The sequence below is a fragment of the Bradyrhizobium sp. NBAIM01 genome, from assembly GCF_020194115.1.
In the GTDB taxonomy this organism is placed as follows: domain Bacteria; phylum Pseudomonadota; class Alphaproteobacteria; order Rhizobiales; family Xanthobacteraceae; genus Bradyrhizobium; species Bradyrhizobium yuanmingense.
Genome location: NZ_JADYVU010000001.1, coordinates 56,099 through 74,922 on the forward strand (window position 1 = coordinate 56,099; position 18,824 = coordinate 74,922).

Sequence of the window (18,824 nt, forward strand, 5' to 3'; positions counted from 1 at the left end):
GCCACACTCAACCGATGGTGCGGAAATTGCCAGCCCGACACATAGCGTAATGCTGTCGGCGGAATTTCTCAATATTGTGGCGTAAGCATAATTCCGAGAGGCGCCGATGGTTTCCCAACCGAGTTGACCTTCCGCCTCATGCGATCAGCCGCGCGGCAAAATCGGGCAGCAGGCCTGCATCGCCGGCAATCCGGAAATCGGCACCTGCAATGCCCGAGCGCGCCAGCCAGTCGTCGAATTCCGGCGCGCGGCGCAGCGCGAAGACGTCCCTGACATAGAGCGCGTCGTGAAAAGACGTCGACTGGTAGTTCAGCATGACGTCGTCGGCACCGGGAACACCCATGATGAAGGTGACGCCGGCAGCCGCGAGCAGCGTCAGGAGATTGTCCATGTCGTCCTGATCTGCCTCGGCGTGGTTGGTGTAGCAGATGTCGACCCCGAGCGGCAGGCCGAGCAGCTTGCCACAGAAATGATCCTCCAGCCCGGCGCGGATGATTTCCTTGCCGTCATAGAGATATTCCGGGCCGATGAAGCCGACCACGCTGTTGACCAGCAGCGGAGCGAAGGCGCGGGCGACCGCATAGGCGCGCGCCTCGCAGGTCTGCTGGTCGACGCCGTGATGGGCGCCCGCTGACAGCGCCGAGCCCTGGCCGGTCTCGAAATACATCAGGTTCCGCCCGACCGTGCCGCGCGACTGCGACAGCCCGGCCTCTTGCGCCTCCTTCAACAGTGCGAGGTCGATGCCGAAGCTGCGGTTGGCGGCCTCGGTGCCCGCGACCGACTGGAAGACGAGGTCGACCGGCACGCCCTGCCCGATCAGCGACAGCGTCGTCGTGACATGGGTCAGGACGCAGCCTTGCGTCGGGATTTGCAGCCGCGTGATGATCTCGTCGAGCAGCCGCAGCAATTGCGCGATGACGGCCGGATCATCGCTGGCGGGATTGATGCCGATGCAGGCATCGCCCGCCCCCAGCAGGATGCCGTCGAGGATCGAGGCGGTGATGCCCCTGGCGTCGTCGAAGGGATGGTTCGGCTGCAGCCGCGTGCTCATCCGCCCCTTCAGGCCGATGGTGTTGCGAAAGGCGGTGGTGACTTCGCATTTCCGTGCCGCCAGGATCAGATCCTGGTTGCGCATCAGCTTCGACACCGCGGCCGCCATCTCCGGCGTGATGCCGCCCGCCAGCTTGCGCAGGATCTCCGGCGTTGCGGCGTCCGACAGCAGCCAGTCGCGGAAGGCGCCGACCGTAAGCGATGCCACCGGCGCGAACGCCTTGGCGTCGTGGCTGTCGATGACGAGACGGGTGACCTCGTCGGCCTCGTAGGGAACGACGGCTTCCTGCAGGAACTGGCCGAGCGGCACGTCGGCGAGCGCCATCCGCGCGGCGATCATCTGCTCGGAGCTGGCAGCGGCAATGCCGGCCAGCCGGTCGCCGGAGCGCGGGGGTGTCGCCTTGGCGAGCAGGTCGCGCAGGTCAGGGAAGCTGTAGGTCGTGGCGTCGATGCTGTGGCGGTAGACCAAGGGTCTCTCCGGGGTTGCTCGGCCAACGGCCGACTCCAAGACTATCCCAAAAGACTATCCTGAAACTAAACCTTCGGATCAAGACGCTGAAATGACTTACCTTTCCTTCGACCAAGGACGGAGGCGGCCAGGCCGCGCGTTAACGAGGCGTCCATCTTCGTTCTGCATAGTTTTGCAACAATTTGCCTGACCCCGTTCACCGGCCGGTCAGGCCAATCCGGGCTCCTTGAACATCATGACATCCGACCGATCTGGGAATGCCGCCAAGCCGGCAGGCCGCTTCACGCTTGCCAGCAAGCTCTATGCGATCTTCGCGCTGTTCGCGCTGCTCACGGGAGCGATCGCGATCTTGTCCGACTACAACAGCCGCCGCAGCGCGGACCTCGCAGTCGCGATTGAGACGGCCAATGCCGCCGCGCTGAACGTCGAGCGGGTCAACTCCCTCGTCTATGCGGTGGTGATGGAATCGCGCGGCATCTACATGTCGACCGAGCCGGCCGTGGTGAAGAAATACGGCGACGGCCTGCTCAAGTTCAACTCCCAGATCCTCGACGTCGTGAAGCGCTGGGAGACCATCGTCAAGGCCGACGATGCCGAGCAGTTCGCGACCTTCAAGAAGCGCATCGAGCAGTTCGTCGAGTTCCGCAAGGAGCTGGTGCGGCGCGGCGTCGAGATCAACGCGGCAGCGGGCCGCGAATGGGGCGACAACGACGCCAACCGCAGCGTCCGCTCGGCGCTGAACAAGGACCTCGAGGCGCTGTCCAAGGTCTATGCCGAGCGCGGCAGGCAGATCGCGCAGCAGACCGAGACCGCCCGCACATTGTCGTTCATCCTCACCTGCCTCGGCGGCGTGGCGCTGGCCCTCGTCGTCGCTGGCATCGTCATCATTGCCCGCTCGATCGCCCGGCCGCTCGCCGCGATCACCGCCACCATCAAGCAGGTCGCCGACGGCGCCGACGATGTCGTGGTGCCGCACTCCGACCGCGCCGACGAGATCGGCGCGCTGGCCCGCGCCATCCAGGTGTTCCAGGACTCGATGGGGCGCAACCGCAACCTCGCCTCGCAAGTGTCGCAAGACGCCGCCGCGCGCGAGGAGCGCGCCCGTCACGTCGAGCGGTCCGTCGAGCAATTTCGCGAGGCGATCGGCGCGATCATGCGCGGCCTCAGCGACAACGCCTCCGTCATGCGCGAGACCGCGCAGACCATCACGCGTGTCACTGCGGATGCGAGCAGCCGCGCCGGCACCGCGGCGAACGCCACCGAGCAGGCCTCGCACAACGTCACCGCGGTGGCGGGCGCGGCCGAGGAGCTTTCGGCCTCGGTGGTGGAGATCGGCCGCCAGGTGCGACAGAGCGCCGGCGCGGTCGAGCAGACCGGCCAGCGCACCGAGAAGTCGATCTCCGAGATCGAGAGCCTCGCTGCAGCCACGCAACGCATCGACGGCGTGCTCAACCTGATCCAGGCGATCGCCGAGCAGACCAACCTGCTCGCGCTGAACGCCACCATCGAGGCGGCGCGCGCCGGCGATGCCGGCCGCGGCTTTGCCGTCGTCGCCCACGAGGTGAAGGCGCTCGCGGGCCAGACCGCCAAGGCCACGGCCGAGATCAGCGAGAACGTCGCGATGATCCAGGCCTCGACGCGGAACGCCGTCGACGCCGTGCGCGAGATCGGCGGGGCGGTGCGCGAGATCAACGAGGTCACGTCCGCGATTGCTGGCGCCGTCAGTCAGCAGGACCAGGCCACGCGCGAGATCTCCTCCAACGCGCAAAGCGCTGCCCAAGGCAACGAGACGCTGGTGGCGAACATCACCTCGCTGCGCGATGCCATCGGCGAGACCGATACCGCGGCGGCTTCGGTGTTCACCGCCGCCAGCAGCCTGACCGAGACGGCGCAGACGCTGTCGCGGGAGGTGGAGACGTTCTTCCAGAATCTGCGCGCGGGGTCGGCGGACGGTCGCATCGCCAAGGCGGGGTAGCGGCCCGCCTGGCGCCGCGAAAACGGTCGCTCCAGCAAAAACGGAAAAACAACCCCATGCACAGTAGACGGGGGTCAGCTTTTTCAATGGCTTGGCGGCCCGGCGCGAAGCCCTGCTGTTTTTACGGACCGATTTTGACTCGTCGGGCAAAACAGGGGCATGATGTCAGCATGCCGAGCGTGGCGCCTGTGCCGCGGCTGGCAACCGAACGGGGTTACCGCTCCGAACCCGATCGAGCGACCAAGATCCGGACGCGGCCGCCGGCATCCTCGAGCTCGCGGTAACGACTTAGTTCGGCCTGGAGCTCCGGATCGGACCTTGCCCAGGCCAGCCAGTCGAACGGGACCGCGCTGAGCAGCCGGGTATCCACGAGGATCACATCCGGACGACCGGCGCGCAGGTCCGCGAGCAAGTGCCGCCGCTCGAAATCGATGATGCTGTCCAGTCTTGCGCGCTCGCCTTCGGCATCGGACGTTTTCTCGCGCAAAAGCGATCTGTGCTCTTTCACCTGGGTGAACCCGCCATGGCGTGCAGGGTCACTCTCGGTCAGCAGTTACTATCGTACTACACTGATCTGAGGCCATACTGCATCGCGGCCAAAAGACTTGCCCGTCGCGGCGCTTCGAAGCGCCGCCGATGCGCAATCCGGCCAAGGGCCACGGCGCTACCCCATCACCCCGCCGCGCCTGATCAGCTCCTTCCCGACGGCCGCGAGATGCACCTGGTCCGGCCCGTCGCCGATGCGGATGAAGCGGGCGTAGACGTAAGCGCGCGCGAGGAACGTGTCCTGCGAGACCCCGGCGGCGCCGTGAATCTGGATGGCGCGGTCGATGACGCGGGCGGCCATGCTGGGGACCACGATCTTGGCCGCGGCGATCAGGTCGCGCGCGGCCTTGTTGCCCTCGCGGTCCATCTTGTCGGCGGCCTGCAAGGTAAGCAGGCGGGCTTGCGCGATCTCGCAGAAGGAATGCGCGATGTCCTCGCGCACCGAGCCCTGCTCTGCGAGCGGCTTACCGAAGGCGACGCGCGAGACCGCGCGCTGGCACATCAGTTCGAGCGCACGCTGGGCGCAGCCGATCAGGCGCATGCAATGGTGGATGCGGCCGGGGCCGAGACGGCCTTGCGCGATCTCGAAGCCGCGGCCCTCGCCGAGCAAAATGTTCTCGGCGGGCACGCGGACGTTGTCATAGACGATCTCGGGATGGCCGACCGGCGCATCGTCATAGCCGTAGGTGAGCATGTCGCGGACGATGCGCACCCCACGCGTATTCTTCGGCACCAGGATCATGGATTGCTGGCGATGGCGGTCGGGATGGTCGGGCGCGGTCTTGCCCATCACGATCAGGATCTCGCAATCCTCGTTCATCGCGCCCGAGGTGAACCATTTGCGGCCGTTGATCACGTAGTCGTCGCCGTCACGCCGGATCTCGCACTGGATGTTGGTGGCGTCGCTGGAGGCGACCTGCGGCTCCGTCATCGAGAAGCCGGAGCGGATGCGCCCCTCGAGGAGCGGCTTCAGCCAGCGCTCCTGCTGCGCCTTGGTGCCGTAGTTTGCGAGCACCTCCATGTTGCCGACATCGGGCGCGGAGCAGTTGAAGACCTCGGGCGCCCAGAGGATGCGGCCCATGATCTCCTTCACCGGCGCGTATTCGAGATTGGTCAGACCCGGCCCGTGCTCGCCGGACAGGAACAGGTTCCAGAGCCCCTGCTCGCGCGCCCGCCGCTTCAGATCCTGAAGGATTTGCGGAGTCTTGTAGCGTGAAGCTTCCGGCTTGACCTGCTCGTAGTAGAGCTCCTCGACCGGCTCGACATGGGCCTGCATGAACTGGCGAACGCGGTCCTGGAGCTCCAGCGAACGGGCGGAGTGGTGAAAGTCCATGGTGGTCTCCTGTTCGCCAAGTATATTGCGCTCGATGAGGGCGCTTCTTCCCTTCTCCCCTTGTGGGAGAAGGTGGCGCGAAGCGCCGGATGAGGGGTTGTCTCCGCAAGCACAACAGACAGCTTCGCACGCGGAGAGAAACCCCTCACCCGGCTGCGCTTCGCGCATCCACCCTCTCCCACAAGGGGAGAGGGTGCACCGCCGTGTGGCCGCTATTTCATGCCTCACGTCCCGCGCAACAGCTCGCTTGCCACCACCCAGTCGTTGCCGTCGAACTGGAGCATGTAGCCGTCCTTGATCGGGCGGAAATCCTGCGGCGTGGTGTTGAGGGTGATGCCGGGCATCAGGAGCGACAGCGGCATGTTCTTCAGATTCGCGGCCTGCGCCATGATGTTCTCGCGCGTCAGATTGTCCTTGCACTGCTTCAGCAGCGCCACCAGCGCCTCGGCGACGGTGTAGCCATAGAGGCCGGCGACGTTGTTGATGTCGGCATTGGGCAGGCGCTTCTTCATGAAGTCGATATAGGCCGTCATCGCCGGATCGTCCTTCGGCGCCTCGACGAACGGCTTGAGCGCGCCGAGCGACAGCACACCCTTGCCGGCCTCCAGGCCAGCGGGCGCCATCACGGTAGCCTTGTTGGCGCAGCCGGAGGCCAGAAAGCGCGTCGGCTGCCAGCCGACCTCGTGCGCCTTGCGGATCGCCTGCGCGCAGGCGCGCGGCGTCACCGAATAGATCATGAAGACGTCGGCCTTGGTATTGGCGAGCGTCAGGACCTGGGAATCGACGGTGGGATCGGCGACCTCGAAGCTCGAGGCCATCGCGATCGCCTTGTCGGCGTCGGCACCGAGCGCCTCCTTGACGCCGCGAAGATATTCCTTGCCGGCGTCGTCGTTCTGGTAGAGCACCGCAAAGCGCGCATTCGGGTTCCTGGCGCGGGCATAGGCGACGTCGATCGCAGCCTCGCTGGTGTAGTTCGGCGCCCAGGGCAGCGCGATCGACCAAGGCATGTTGGCGGGATCGTTCCACTTCGAGGCCGAGCTGATCAGGAAGATCTGCGGCACCTTGTTGCTGTTGAGATATTTTGCGATCGCCGAGCTCGGCGCCGTGCCCATGGTGGCGAAGATGAAGGCGACGCCGTCGCCTTCGACGAGGCGCCGCGCGGCTTCCATGGTCTTGGGCGGCGAGAAGGCATCGTCGAGCGAGATCAGGTTGAGCTTGCGGCCGCCAACGCCGCCCTTCTCGTTGATCTCGTCGAAATAGGCGGAGATCACCCGTCCCGTGATGCTGAGCGGCGATGCCGGGCCGCTATAGGGCATAGTGTTGCCGATCTTGATCTCGGTGTCGCTAACTCCAGGACCGTAGGATTTTTGCGCGGAGACAGGAGCGGACAAGCAGGCGGCAGCCAGCGCTGCGGCCAGGGCCAAAGCGGCTTTCATGGTTTCTCCCCAATGATTGTCGCCGCGGCGAAACGACCGCGCGGCGCGCTGCTTCTTGTCAGCGCGTCAGATCAGCGGAGTTCATCAAGATGGTCTTGCGTCGAGTTGCTGATGGCATCGCCTGAAGCGCGACGAGATTTTGATGAATCGTCATCGTGCGTCAGGTTGTTCTTGACGCATGAGCTTTCCGGAAAACCGCTTCGGCACTTTTCCGGATCATGCTTTAGCCGCGCCGCTTCAAGGCGAAGCCCAAGCTGACCCATCCGGCACCGGCCATGATCAGGTCGATGCCGAGGAACAGGCCGAGGATGTAGACGCTGTTCACCGGCCAGCGCACCAGGATCAGCAGCCCGAGCAGCAGCGTGACGACGGCCGACACCGCCACCCAGCCCCACGGGCTTTCGCGCTTCATGCTGAAGGCGAGAAACAGCCTGACCGCGCCGGAGGCCAGCAGCGAGGCGCCGAGGAACAGCGTGAGCAGAACCGCGGCGAAGAGCGGGTTCGCGAAGGTGAGGAAGCCGGCAACGATGTAGAGCACGCCGAGCAAGGCCCAGATCAGGAACTTTCCCCAGCTCTTCATCTGGAATGCGCCGATCACCTCGGTGACGCCGGCGACGATCATCATTGCGCCGACCACGATCACGCTCGCCACCGTTGCCATCACCATGCTGCCGAGCGCGACGAAGCCGGCAATCAGGTAGACGACGCCGAGCGCGACGATCCAGCCCCATTTGGCGTGTAGCGCAGCCATTCCCGAGCCGAGACCGGACGGATGAGACGTATCTGACGCAGTTGTCATGGGCCACTCCTGCATGCGAAGCCCCCGGGCACACGCCATGATAGCACGCACCCGACCGAGACAACACCCAGCAGAGCAGACCTCGCCTGCCGCAACCTTGACGCAAATCAAGATCGAATGCGGCGGGTCAGCGCCGAGCGCAGGTCAATCGTCCGAACTGGCGAGCCCCAGCAGTTCCTGGCGCGTCAGCGCATTGTCGCGGAACACACCCAGCATACGGCTGGTGACGAGATCGGTCCCGGGCTTGTGCGCGCCGCGCGTGGTCATGCAGTGATGCGTCGCCTTGATGATGACGCCGACGCCTTCGGGCTTGAGCACGTCGTTGATGGTGTTGGCGATCTGTGCGGTCATCTTCTCCTGGATCTGGAGCCGTTTTGCGTAGACGTCCACCACGCGTGCGAGCTTGGAGATGCCGACGACGCGCCCCTGCGGAATATAGGCGACCCAGGCGCGGCCGACGATCGGCGCCATGTGGTGCTCGCAATGGCTCTCGAAGCGAACGCCGCGCAGCACGATCATCTCGTCATAGCCTTCGATTTCCTCGAAAGTCTTCTGCAGAATTTCGGTCGGGTCCTGCGCGTACCCCGAAAAATACTCCTCGAAAGCGCGTGCGACGCGATCAGGTGTCTCGCGCAGACCGTCGCGCGCGGGATCATCGCCGGCCCAGCGGATCATGGTCCGGATCGCCTCTTCGACCTCCGCCCTGTCAGGCCGATCGCTCGGCGTCTGCGCCACGGCGACACGTTCCAGCTTGCGCACTTGTGACTTCATCAAGCTTCTCCCCTGCAACGAGCCCGCATATGGAAGCGGGCCCACAGCTTGGACGGCCGCAATCGGAAAAGGTTCCCGAAAGTCGGGGAAATTTGGGGAACGGATGGATGGCCTAGTGCCGACCCGCCAATCCCCTCATGATGAGGTGCGCCGAGGGCGCCTCGGGGCCGCCTATGACGCAGCCGCTTTCCGCACGTCGATCACGGCCTGTGCCCATTCGGCCGGCCGCTCCTGCGGCAAATTGTGACCGGCATCGGTGAAGACGCGCCGCTCGAAAAATCCCTCGAACTTGCGCGCGTGGTGGGCGGTGCCGGAATTGACGCCGTCGCTGTCGCCGTCGATCGCGATCGTCGGGACGCGGATCGTCGGCTGCGCGGCGAGCTTTGCCTCGATCCCCGCATAGGCGGGATCGCCGGCCACGAGCGCGTAGCGATGGCGGTAGGAATGGATCACGACGTCGACGAAATCAGGATTGTCGAACGACACGGCGCTCGTCTCGAACGTTGCGTCGTCGAAGACCCATTTCGGCGACCACATCGTCCAGAGCTGACGGGCAAAGCCGCGGCGGTTGCGCTGCAGCGCGCGGCGGCCGCGCTCGTTGTGGAATAAATATTGATACCAGAACGCCGCCTCCTCCGGCGGCGAAGCCGGCTCCATGGCGAGGGCGATGTTCTGGATATTGTAGGAATTGCCGGAGACGAGACCGACCACGCGCTCCGGATAGAGCGCCGAGACCACACAGGCGGCACGCCCGCCCCAATCGTAGCCGCCGACGACGGCGCGCCTGATACCGAGCGCATCCATGAAGGCCAGGAGATCGGCACCTAACGCCGCCTGCTCGCCGGAGCGCAGCGTCTCAGCGAAGCGAAACCGCGTCGGCCCGTACCCGCGCAGCCAGGGCACCAGCACGCGTGCGCCGGCCTCGGCGAGGATCGGCGCGGTCTCGGCATAGGCGTTCGCGTCATAGGGAAAGCCATGCCCCATGATGCAGGGCCAGCCGTCCGGCGCACCGTATTCGCGATAACCGATGTCGAGGATATCAGCGGTGATGGTTTTTTGTTGCATGATTTGCTCACGGATGATCTCGTTGCGCAGAGCTCTTGTAGCCCGCATGGAGCGAAGCGCAATGCGGGGACGCCTGTATCCGCGAATCCCGGATTTCGCTTACGCTCCGTCCGGGCTACGAGGCTACAAGGCGCCTATTTCTGCGGACCGGACAGCGAGATGTCACGTTCGGCGCGGAACACGTTGCTGTAGAGGTTGGCGATCCATTGCCGGCCGATCTCGGTCTTGTTGAGATAGCCGATCTCGGTCTGGATGTGCGGAGCAACGCTGTTCCAATAGAATTGCGGGTAGCGGTTCACGATGTCGGCGGGCGAGTCGTAGCCGAGCTGGCGGTTGATGCCGACCTCCTCGAACTCGTAATAGAGCGCGTTGGCCTTGCGCAGATAGTTGGGATCGCCGAGCTGGCCGATGAAGTCGGCCGCACGCAGGATCGAGGCTTCGTCGTCGTATTCCTGGCCTTCACGGGCGGGAAAGCGCGTCCCCTCGATGGCGCGGGCAACGCGCTCCGGATCGACTCCCGGGATATGGCGCAGCCGCCGCGTCACATACAGCTTCGAGCGGTCGACGTGATACATCATCAGGCTCGCGTCCGATGCACCGCGCGGCAGCGAGATCTTGTTGTCGGCGGCGTCGATGACGAAGCCGTCGGCGTCATCCTCCTCGAACAGGCCGCGGACATAGCCGATGTCGTGGGCGAGGCAGGCGATCAGGACATGAACGTAATCTTCCGCCGAAAGATGGGTATGAAGGCTTCGGCCGCGGAGGATCGCCTGGGCGGCCAGGGTCACCAGCATCGTATGCTCGATATTGTGGTAGAGCGCATCGCTGTTGCCGATGCATTCCATCGCGGTACGGGTTGCGCTGGCAACGATGCTTGCGGAAGTCTCATCGTACCGGCGGCGCATGAAGTTGCCGAGGAACTGCTCCAGCGATTCAGCTGCCAGTCTGGGTAAGGTTATCATGGACGCAGCCCCGTCCGCCGCTGGTATCCCATGCCATCTCCCGACGTCTCATTCTTGTCGTCGACGCAGCGGGGAGCATAGCCCATCTTGGGCCGGGTAACCAAACTTCGGGGACGGAAAATACGCAAATACCTTACCGTCCCGCTGCGCAACATCACGGTTGCCGTCACAGTTCAGCACAACCCAAAGCGGCGGGAAGGCGGCCGCCGCTCAGGGCGCGGCCAGGATATCGGCGCCGTCGGCCGGGCGCGAAAGGCTTCTGGCGAGATAGAACAGCTCGACCAGCTTGCCGCGCTTGCCCGCCAGCGAGAAGATGTATTCGGGCGACTCCGCCTCGATTTCCGCGATCGCCACCTTCGCGATCCGGTCGATGCGGCTCGAGCCGTGCTCCCAGACAAAGCCGACACCAAGCCGGTTGGCGACGGCCTCCAGCATCCCCTCGCGCGTGTTGACGATGATCGCCGGATTGGCGCGCAGGTTGACGGCGCGAAACGCCCTGTCCACGGCGCGCTGGGTCGCGGAATCCCGGGTCCGAAACACCAGCGGATACTGCACGAGGCCCGCAATGGATATCCGCGCTTGACGGCTGAGGTCGTGAACGGGATGGCAGATCGCAACGACGCGTTGCTGCACGCAGGGCTCGCGCCGGAAGCGGTTGTCCTGCGGCACCTCCGGCAGTACGGCGACGTCGACGCGCTGGTCGACCACCGCGGCCATGATCGCCGACCAGCTGCCGATCTCGATGTTGATCTGGATCTTCGGATAGAGATTGCGGAACGCCGCGATCAACGCCATGCCGGGCATGGCGTTGCCGAGCCCGATGCGAAGCTCACCTCCCGTGAGCTCGTCGCGCTGCTGCAGGATGGCGAGCGCATCGGCTTCGACCGCCTGCATGCGGCTCGTCGCGGCATAGAGCCGCCGGCACAGCGATGTCGCGATCAGGGTCTGGCCGTGCCGGTCGAACAGCGCCACCCCGAACTCGGCCTCCAGATCCCGCACCAGCTGCGCAACGGCCGGCTGCGACACCCCGAGCCGCCTTGCCGCAGCGGCAAAGCTGCCGGTATCGAACACCGCATTGACCGCCCGAACGCGCGACGACGTCAACGCCACGACGACAACCCCAAGATGATATTCCCCGTCGGACGGGGCGAAAGCAAAACCTGGGATGACCATAAGGAAGGCCATTGACCGTTATGTGAATGTCAGACGCGCTTCCTACTCCTCGTGCGCCGCAAACGGACCAGCAGGGGATCAGCGCGCATGGCGCAAATCGAACTATCCGCAATCCGCAAGTCCTTTGACGGCACCGACGTCCTGAAAGGCATCGATTTCCGCATCGCCGACGGCGAATTCATCTCGCTGGTCGGCCCGTCCGGCTGCGGCAAGTCGACCCTGCTTCGCATCATTGCCGGGCTCGAGCCGCAAGATTCCGGCGAGGTCCACATCGACGGCTGCCCCGTGGACGGCATTCGCCCGAGCGCGCGAAACCTCGCGATGGTGTTCCAATCCTATGCGCTTTATCCGCATTTGAGCGCCTTCGACAATATCGCGGTGCCGCTGCGGATGCGGCGCCTCTCCGCGATCGAGCGACTGCCACTGCTGGGTGCGCTGCTGCCGGGCCGGCGCGCCAAGGAACGGCACATTCGCACCGACATCGAAGGCATCGCCGAACAGCTCGACATCACCCCATTGCTGCGGCGCAAGCCCGGACAATTGTCCGGCGGACAGCGGCAGCGCGTCGCGGTCGGACGCGCCATGGTGCGCGAGCCGGTGGCCTTCCTGTTCGACGAACCGCTCTCCAATCTCGACGCCAAGCTGCGCGTCCACATGCGCGCAGAGCTCGCCGAGCTGCATCGCCGCCTCAAGGCAACGTTCGTCTACGTCACGCACGACCAGGCCGAGGCGATGACGATGTCGAGCCGGATCGCCGTCATGATGGGCGGTGAGCTGATCCAGGCCGGCACGCCGGCCGAGATCTACAACGAGCCCGGCGACATCCGCGTTGCCGAATTCATCGGCAGCCCCAAGATCAACGTCCTCCCCGGCCGGATCCGAAAGGACGGCGGCGTCGATGTGCTGGGGACCGCCTTGAAACTTACGTGCAATGCGGCGGCCGGCGATTGCCGCATCGGGGTCCGTCCGGAGCGGATCGAGCTCGGCACCGGGCCGTTCTCCGGAACGGTCGTCCATCTGGAGAATCTCGGCGCCGAGGCCTTCGTGCATCTGGCGGTCGAAGGCACCGGGTCGCGCCTGATCGCGCGGCTCGCGGACGTCAAGCATTTGCCGGCGATGGCAAGCTCCGTCGCCTTCGGCTTCGCACCAGACGCGGTGCGGATGTTCGATCCGGCCGGGAAACGGATCGAGCTCAGAATGGAGCAGGCCGAGCGCATCCGTGAGCCCGCCCATGTCTGACGGCTCCATCACCATCGGGGCGACTGTTGCTCCCGCGGGCACGACGAGGCGCACGCTGCCGGCCCATGGCAGCAGGCGGAGCCATGCCGCCTATGCGCTGGTGACGCCGGCCGCCGCGCTCATGCTGGTCATGCTGCTCGGTCCGCTCACCGGCGTGATCGCCCTCTCCTTCACCGACTATCAGCTCGGCGCGCCGCATTTCTCCTGGATCGGGCTCGCCAACTACCAGGACCTGTTCGCCGACAAGGTGTTCTGGACCGCGCTGCGCAACACGCTGACTTACGTCGTGATCGTGGTGCCCGGCGCCGTGATCGCCGGCCTTGCGATCGCGCTTTTGATCCAGAGCGGCACCAGCCTGCGCAGCCTCTACCGGACGATCTATTTCCTGCCAGTCATGGCGACCCTGATCGCGATGGCGGTGGTGTGGGAATTCATGCTGCATCCGCAATTCGGCCTGGTGAACGGGCTGTTGCGCGGCGCGGGCCTGCCGGCCTTCGCATGGCTCCAGGACCGCAGCACCGCCCTCTATGCGCTGTGCGCGATCGGCATCTGGCAGGCCGTCGGCTTCAACATGGTGCTGTTCCTCGCCGGCCTCGTCTCCATTCCCAAGCAGCTCTACGAGGCGGCCGAGATCGACGGCGCCTCGAGCGGCTGGGCACGCTTCCGCCTCGTGACCTGGCCGATGCTGGGGCCGGTCACGACCTTCGTCGTCGTGATCTCCGGCATTCGCTCGTTCCAGGTGTTCGACACCGTGCACGTGTTGACCAAGGGCGGCCCGTCGAAGTCCACGGAGGTCCTGATCCATACCATGTACACGGAAGGCTTCGAATTCTTCCGCTCGGGCTATGCCGCGGCCATCACCGTCGTCTTCCTCGTCTTCGTCCTCCTGCTCACGCTGATCAAATCGAGGCTCGCCGATCGCGGCGTGCACTACACATGAGCAACGCGCATCCCATCCCAGTCCGGGCGATCCTCCGCCACGTGCTGCTGATCGCGGGCGCCGCGGTGATGCTGGCGCCGTTCATCTGGATGATCTCGACCGCATCCAAGCCGCAGACCGAGATCTTCTCCAGCGAGTTGCACCTGATCCCCTACCGGTTCGCGCTGATGGAGAACCTGCGCGAGGCCTTCGCCAAGGCCAATCTGCTGCGCTTCCTGCTCAACGGAATCATCGTCACGGTCTCGATCTTCGTGTTGCAGGTGATGGTGGCGCTGCCGGCGGCCTACGCGCTGGCAAAACTTCGCTTCGTCGGCCGTGAGACGCTGTTCGCGCTGGTGCTGTTCGGGATCCTGATCCCGCCGCAGGCGACCGCGATCCCGGTCTTCCTGCTGCTGCACAAGATCGGCCTGCTCGACAGCTATGCCGCGCTGGTGCTGCCCTTCACGATCTCGGTGTTCGGCATCTTCCTGATGCGCCAGTTCTTCAAGACCGTGCCCGACGATCTCGTCGACGCCGCGCGCATGGACGGCATCTCCGAATTCGGCATCGTCTGGCGGGTGATGCTGCCGGCCGCGATTCCCGCAGTGACCGCCTTCGGCATCTTCTCCGTGGTCGCGCATTGGAACGACTATTTCTGGCCGCTGATCGTGCTCAACAGCGAGCATTTGCGCACGCCGCCGCTCGCGGTCGCCCATTTCCGCAACAGCGAGGCCGGCACCAGCTACGGCCCGCTGATGGCGGCGGCGATGGTGATCATCGCGCCGCTCGTCATCGCTTTCCTCTTTGCCCAGCGCCGTTTCATCGAGGGCATCACCCTCACCGGGATCAAGTAGCCACGTCACCTCAAACAAGGAGTCTATCATGCTGAAGACCATCATCGCCGCGGCGGCTCTGTCGCTTGCGGCCGGATCTGCGCTCGCGGAGACAAAGACCGAGATCGTGATGCAATATCCCTATCCGGAGCTGTTCACCGAGACGCACAAGCGCATCGCCGAGGAATTCGCCAAGGTGCGCCCGGAGATCAAGGTCACGATGCGGGCGCCTTACGAATCCTACGAGGACGGCACCCAGAAGGTGCTGCGCGAGGCCGTGACCAATCAGATGCCTGACGTCTCGTTCCAGGGCTTGAACCGCATCCGCGTCCTGGTCGACAAGAACATCCCGGCCGAGCTCGACGGCTACATCGCCGCGGAGAAGGATTTCGACAAGCAGGGCTTCCACCGGGCGATGTTCGACATCGGCACCGCCAGCGGCAAGGTCTACGCCCTGCCCTTCGCGATCTCGCTGCCGATCGTCTACGTCAACCTCGACCTGGTCAAGCAGGCCGGCGGCGACGTGAACAATCTGCCGAAGAGCTGGGACGAGCTGATCGCGCTGGCCAAGAAGATCAAGGCGCTCGGCAACGACACCAACGGCGTCACCTATGCCTGGGACATCACCGGCAACTGGCTGTGGCAGGCGCCGGTGTTCGCGCGCGGCGGCACCATGCTCAATGCCGACGAGACCAAGGTCGCGTTCGACGGAGCGGAAGGCAAGTTCGCCATCAATACGATCGCGCGGCTCGTCAACGAGGCCGGCATGCCCAATCTCGACCAGCCGTCGATGCGCGCGGCGTTCGCGGCCGGCAAGACCGGCTTCCACGTCACCTCGACCTCGGACCTCAACAAGGTCACGCAGATGACCGGCGGCAAGTTCGCGCTGAAGACGATTCCGTTCCCGGACGTCGCCTCCACCAAGGGCAGGCTGCCGGCCGGCGGCAACGTCGTGCTGATCCTCGCCAAGGACAAGGCCAAGCGCGATGCCGCCTGGGAAGCGGTGAAATTCTGGACCGGCCCCAAGGGCGCCGCGATCATGGCGGAGACCACCGGTTACATGCCGCCGAACAAGGTCGCCAACGAGGTCTATCTGAAGGACTTCTACGTCAAGAACCCCAACAACTACACCGCGGTCAGCCAGCTCGCGCTGCTCACCAAATGGTACGCCTTCCCCGGCGACAACGGCCTGAAGATCACCGACGTGATCAAGGATCATCTCAATTCGATCATCTCGGGCGCCCGCGCAAAGGAGCCGGAGGCCGTCCTCGCCGACATGACGGCTGACGTGCAGAAGCTGCTGCCGAAGACCACAGGCGCGGCGCGCTGACCATCCTCACATCCCCCGGCACGGGACGCCCTCGGCGCCCCGTGCCGCCTCGATGACCGGAGCTGGCGATGAAACTGCTGCATCTGAGCGACATTCACCTGACGGCGCCCGGTGCGACCATCGGCGGCCGCGATCCGCGCGTCAATTTCGAGCGGGCGCTGACGCATGCGCTGCACGATCATCACGACGCCGAATTGATGGTGATCACCGGCGACCTCTCGGATTGGGGCGATCTCGCCGATTATCAATGGCTCAAGCAGCGCCTCGACGCATATCCGCTGCCGGTGCGCCTGTGCATCGGCAACCATGATCGGCGCGCCGCCTTCCTGAGCGTGTTCCCCGACCTCGCCGACGACAACGGCTTCGTCCAGGGCATCCACGATACGGCTGCCGGTCGCTGCCTGTTCCTCGACACCGCCCATCCGGAAACGCACGCCGGCCGCTATTGCGACGATCGTCTCGGCTGGCTCGAGGCCCGGCTTACCGAGCATGACGGGCCGTTTCTGCTGTTCATGCACCATAATCCCATGCCGGTGCATCTCGTCCCGTTCGACCAGATCGGCCTGATCGACGAGGCTCCATTCCGGCATCTCGTCAGTCGCCACCGGGCCAAGATCCGCCACGTATTCTTCGGGCATTGTCACTTGCCGCTTGCAGGCTCGATTGCAGGCGTCCCCGTCTCGTCGCTGCGGGGCACCAACCATGCGAGCTTTCCGCTGTTCTCCGAGACGAAGCTGCTGAGCGCCTGCGACCTGCCGCAATCCTACGGCGTCGCATTTTTCGGGGAGGACTATGTGACCGTGCACATGGTGGAATACGGCTACGACGGTCCGATCCGCATCCAAGGTTCGCCCGACTACAAGGCCTGGGATCGCGAGACCATGGTGCGGTGACGGCGAGCGCCGACCCTTTCCAGGGGCGCGTATTCATAAGCCCGCGCTGCACTCCTTGGAGAGTCCGCTCCACCTCGATAGCAGCGCGCTGGCGTCCTCGCCCGGGTCGGAGATGGGCCAGAAGCTGACATCCGATGTGAGGCTACAAGGATCGGCGGAAATTTCGCGGCGTCGTGCCGACAATTCTGCGGAAAGTCTGGGCGAAGGCCGACGGCGTTGAATATCCGACTGCGAGCGCAACTTCACTGATCGATAGATTTGGATCATTCAGCAGGCGTTGTGCAAGCAACATGCGTTGCCGAGTTAGCCAGACATGCGGCGTCAATCCTGTCGAGAGACGGAACGCCGAGCAAAAATGATAGCGGCTGCGGCCGACCAGGGACGCTAGTTCGTCAAGGCCGATCGGCTTGTCGAGATGCGCCAGCATGTATTCGGTCACACGCCTGAGCTGCCAGCGCGCGAGCCCGCCGCGAGTATAAGCGAGGCTCTGCCACAGCTGCACTATGCTGTGCGAACGCAATAGCTGGATGCAGAGTAGGTCAACCGCGCGATCGACCAGCAACTTTGCCGAAGGATCGACAATGACGTCGGGGTCGCTGAGGATTGCAAGAAGCTGTGAGGTCACAGCGTCTTCGCTGCCGACGCGTGGCGCCAGCTCTACCTTGCCTCGCCCACCGATGAGTGTTCGGCAATGCTCCAGTCGTTCGTTGGTGAGATAGACATGGGACACGTGGAGCGGTCCTTCAACTTCCCAATCTCCATCATGCCGGTCGGGAATCACAGTGATAGAATTCGGCCGCAGCGGGGCAGAGAGCCGCCGTCGCTCAACCGTCCACGCACTGTGCTGAGGCTCTCCATAGTAGGTGCCGACAAGGTGTCCGGGCATGCCTGGGGCATAGCCATAACGCGTGCCGCGAACAAAACGATGAGTGAGTTGTGTGCCGCAGTTTAACTGGATGGGTGCCAAAGGCGGCGGGGCTTCCGATAGCAGCCGGACCATCGTCTGAAAAGGATTTCGATCAGGCATCGCTTTGGTTATGTCATATTTGGCCGCACCCGCGACAGGCGCTTCATCGACATACCATGTTTCACGACATGGCGGGAATGGAAGCTGCGGTCGAAATGTCGCAATGTCTGGCTGTTTGCACAAATAGTGCGCATGATTGACTTCGCGGTATCGAGACAACTCCGATGGCAAGTGGCACGTGGGTTGGGCTTGATCTCATTGCGCCCGGTCTACCACTCACAGCTGGGCTGCCTTGCCCGCGATGGGCGAGAAGCAGAGTCCACAGGCGCGGGCGCCACTTCGTCGCAAGATTGCGATAGTCGCCGCAATATCGGAACGGTGCGTCCGTCGGGATCATGGCCTACTAGGCCGGATCGTCCGAGGGGATCCCGACCACCATGACAAACCAAGAACCGTTCGCCGCCGCCGGTGCTGAGACCGAAACCACGCGGGAAGGAGTATCGCGCCGTTCGGTCCTGCTGACCGTCGGGGGAGCGGCTTCCATGGCGGTGGTGCCCGAACTCGCCGTACAATCGGCATCGGCCAGCAGGCTATCCGCATCAACGTCACGGGTTCGCCTGGCAGTGAACGGGATGCGGCACGAGCTCGACTTGGATACGCGGCAATCCCTGCTCGACCTTCTGCGCGAAGATCTCGGTCTCACCGGTACGAAGAAGGGCTGCAATCAGGGCGCCTGCGGCGCTTGCACCATCCTTCTCAACGGCAGGCGGGTCGTGTCGTGTCTGACGCTGGCTGCGATGCATGACGGGGCCATTGTCGAGACGATCGAGGGTCTCGAGAAGAATGGTGAGCTTCATCCGCTCCAGAGCGCATTCGTCGAGCACGACGGCTTGCAGTGCGGCTTCTGTACCCCCGGGCAGATCATGTCGGCCGTCGGCTGCATCGCCGAAGGCCATGCGGGCTCGCCGGAGGACATTCGGTTCTGGATGAGCGGCAATATCTGTCGCTGCGGGGCGTATCCCGGGATCGTCGCCGCCGTTGCCGACGCCGCCAAGAGGATCTGA

The 18,824-nt window shown here is 64.5% G+C and carries 17 protein-coding genes; 7 read left to right on the forward strand and 10 right to left on the reverse strand.

The window, feature by feature from the left end:
- Positions 1–136: 136 nt before the first annotated feature.
- On the reverse strand, positions 137–1,519 hold the full coding sequence (locus I6F31_RS00230) for an ethanolamine ammonia-lyase subunit EutB (RefSeq protein WP_225184506.1): 1,383 nt from the start codon (positions 1,517–1,519) through the stop codon (positions 137–139).
- Positions 1,520–1,754: 235 nt separating this feature from the next.
- On the opposite strand from I6F31_RS00230, the gene I6F31_RS00235 reads away from it, so the two are divergent.
- Positions 1,755–3,494: a methyl-accepting chemotaxis protein gene (locus I6F31_RS00235; RefSeq protein WP_036023111.1), complete on the forward strand. Its 1,740-nt coding sequence runs from the start codon at positions 1,755–1,757 to the stop codon at positions 3,492–3,494.
- A gap of 214 nt (positions 3,495–3,708) precedes the next feature.
- Here I6F31_RS00235 and I6F31_RS00240 read toward each other — a convergent pair whose 3' ends face one another.
- The 8 genes from I6F31_RS00240 to I6F31_RS00275 form a co-directional block, all read right to left on the reverse strand.
- Positions 3,709–4,002: a hypothetical protein gene (locus I6F31_RS00240; protein WP_225127281.1), complete on the reverse strand. Its 294-nt coding sequence runs from the start codon at positions 4,000–4,002 to the stop codon at positions 3,709–3,711.
- Between the two features lie 156 nt (positions 4,003–4,158).
- Complete coding sequence (locus tag I6F31_RS00245; RefSeq protein WP_225139524.1) at positions 4,159–5,373, reverse strand: acyl-CoA dehydrogenase family protein; 1,215 nt, start codon at positions 5,371–5,373, stop codon at positions 4,159–4,161.
- Between the two features lie 224 nt (positions 5,374–5,597).
- Complete coding sequence (locus I6F31_RS00250) at positions 5,598–6,809, reverse strand: ABC transporter substrate-binding protein (protein ID WP_225184507.1); 1,212 nt, start codon at positions 6,807–6,809, stop codon at positions 5,598–5,600.
- Positions 6,810–7,032: 223 nt separating this feature from the next.
- Positions 7,033–7,608, reverse strand: coding sequence for an HdeD family acid-resistance protein (locus I6F31_RS00255; RefSeq protein ID WP_036006124.1), 576 nt, complete (start codon positions 7,606–7,608; stop codon positions 7,033–7,035).
- Positions 7,609–7,752: 144 nt separating this feature from the next.
- Complete coding sequence (folE, locus tag I6F31_RS00260) at positions 7,753–8,379, reverse strand: GTP cyclohydrolase I FolE (protein ID WP_225139525.1); 627 nt, start codon at positions 8,377–8,379, stop codon at positions 7,753–7,755.
- Positions 8,380–8,550: 171 nt separating this feature from the next.
- On the reverse strand, positions 8,551–9,444 hold the full coding sequence (locus I6F31_RS00265; RefSeq protein ID WP_225139526.1) for an alpha/beta hydrolase: 894 nt from the start codon (positions 9,442–9,444) through the stop codon (positions 8,551–8,553).
- A 134-nt stretch (positions 9,445–9,578) separates the two neighbouring features.
- Positions 9,579–10,406, reverse strand: a complete 828-nt coding sequence (locus I6F31_RS00270) for an HD domain-containing protein (protein ID WP_036023069.1) — start codon at positions 10,404–10,406, stop codon at positions 9,579–9,581.
- A gap of 210 nt (positions 10,407–10,616) precedes the next feature.
- Complete coding sequence (locus I6F31_RS00275; RefSeq protein WP_225139527.1) at positions 10,617–11,516, reverse strand: LysR family transcriptional regulator; 900 nt, start codon at positions 11,514–11,516, stop codon at positions 10,617–10,619.
- A gap of 150 nt (positions 11,517–11,666) precedes the next feature.
- Here I6F31_RS00275 and I6F31_RS00280 point away from each other — a divergent pair, with 150 nt between their 5' ends.
- The 5 genes from I6F31_RS00280 to I6F31_RS00300 all read left to right on the forward strand — a co-directional run bounded on the left by I6F31_RS00280 (position 11,667) and on the right by I6F31_RS00300 (position 16,793).
- The gene (locus tag I6F31_RS00280) at positions 11,667–12,818 is read left to right on the forward strand and encodes an ABC transporter ATP-binding protein (RefSeq protein ID WP_225184508.1); all 1,152 of its coding nucleotides are present in this window, start codon (positions 11,667–11,669) and stop codon (positions 12,816–12,818) included.
- Entirely contained in the window at positions 12,811–13,758 is a 948-nt protein-coding gene (locus I6F31_RS00285) for a sugar ABC transporter permease (RefSeq protein WP_225184509.1), read from the forward strand. Before I6F31_RS00280 ends, I6F31_RS00285 begins: the two co-directional genes overlap by 8 nt.
- Positions 13,755–14,591: a carbohydrate ABC transporter permease gene (locus I6F31_RS00290; RefSeq protein WP_225184510.1), complete on the forward strand. Its 837-nt coding sequence runs from the start codon at positions 13,755–13,757 to the stop codon at positions 14,589–14,591. Before I6F31_RS00285 ends, I6F31_RS00290 begins: the two co-directional genes overlap by 4 nt.
- A gap of 28 nt (positions 14,592–14,619) precedes the next feature.
- The gene (locus tag I6F31_RS00295; RefSeq protein WP_225184511.1) at positions 14,620–15,900 is read left to right on the forward strand and encodes an ABC transporter substrate-binding protein; all 1,281 of its coding nucleotides are present in this window, start codon (positions 14,620–14,622) and stop codon (positions 15,898–15,900) included.
- Positions 15,901–15,968: 68 nt separating this feature from the next.
- Positions 15,969–16,793, forward strand: coding sequence for a metallophosphoesterase (locus I6F31_RS00300; RefSeq protein WP_225184512.1), 825 nt, complete (start codon positions 15,969–15,971; stop codon positions 16,791–16,793).
- A 142-nt stretch (positions 16,794–16,935) separates the two neighbouring features.
- On the opposite strand, the gene I6F31_RS36595 is transcribed toward I6F31_RS00300, so the two are convergent.
- Complete coding sequence (locus tag I6F31_RS36595) at positions 16,936–17,523, reverse strand: AraC family transcriptional regulator (RefSeq protein WP_225184513.1); 588 nt, start codon at positions 17,521–17,523, stop codon at positions 16,936–16,938.
- Between the two features lie 674 nt (positions 17,524–18,197).
- On the opposite strand from I6F31_RS36595, the gene I6F31_RS00310 reads away from it, so the two are divergent.
- Positions 18,198–18,824, forward strand: coding sequence for a (2Fe-2S)-binding protein (locus tag I6F31_RS00310; RefSeq protein WP_225184514.1), 627 nt, complete (start codon positions 18,198–18,200; stop codon positions 18,822–18,824).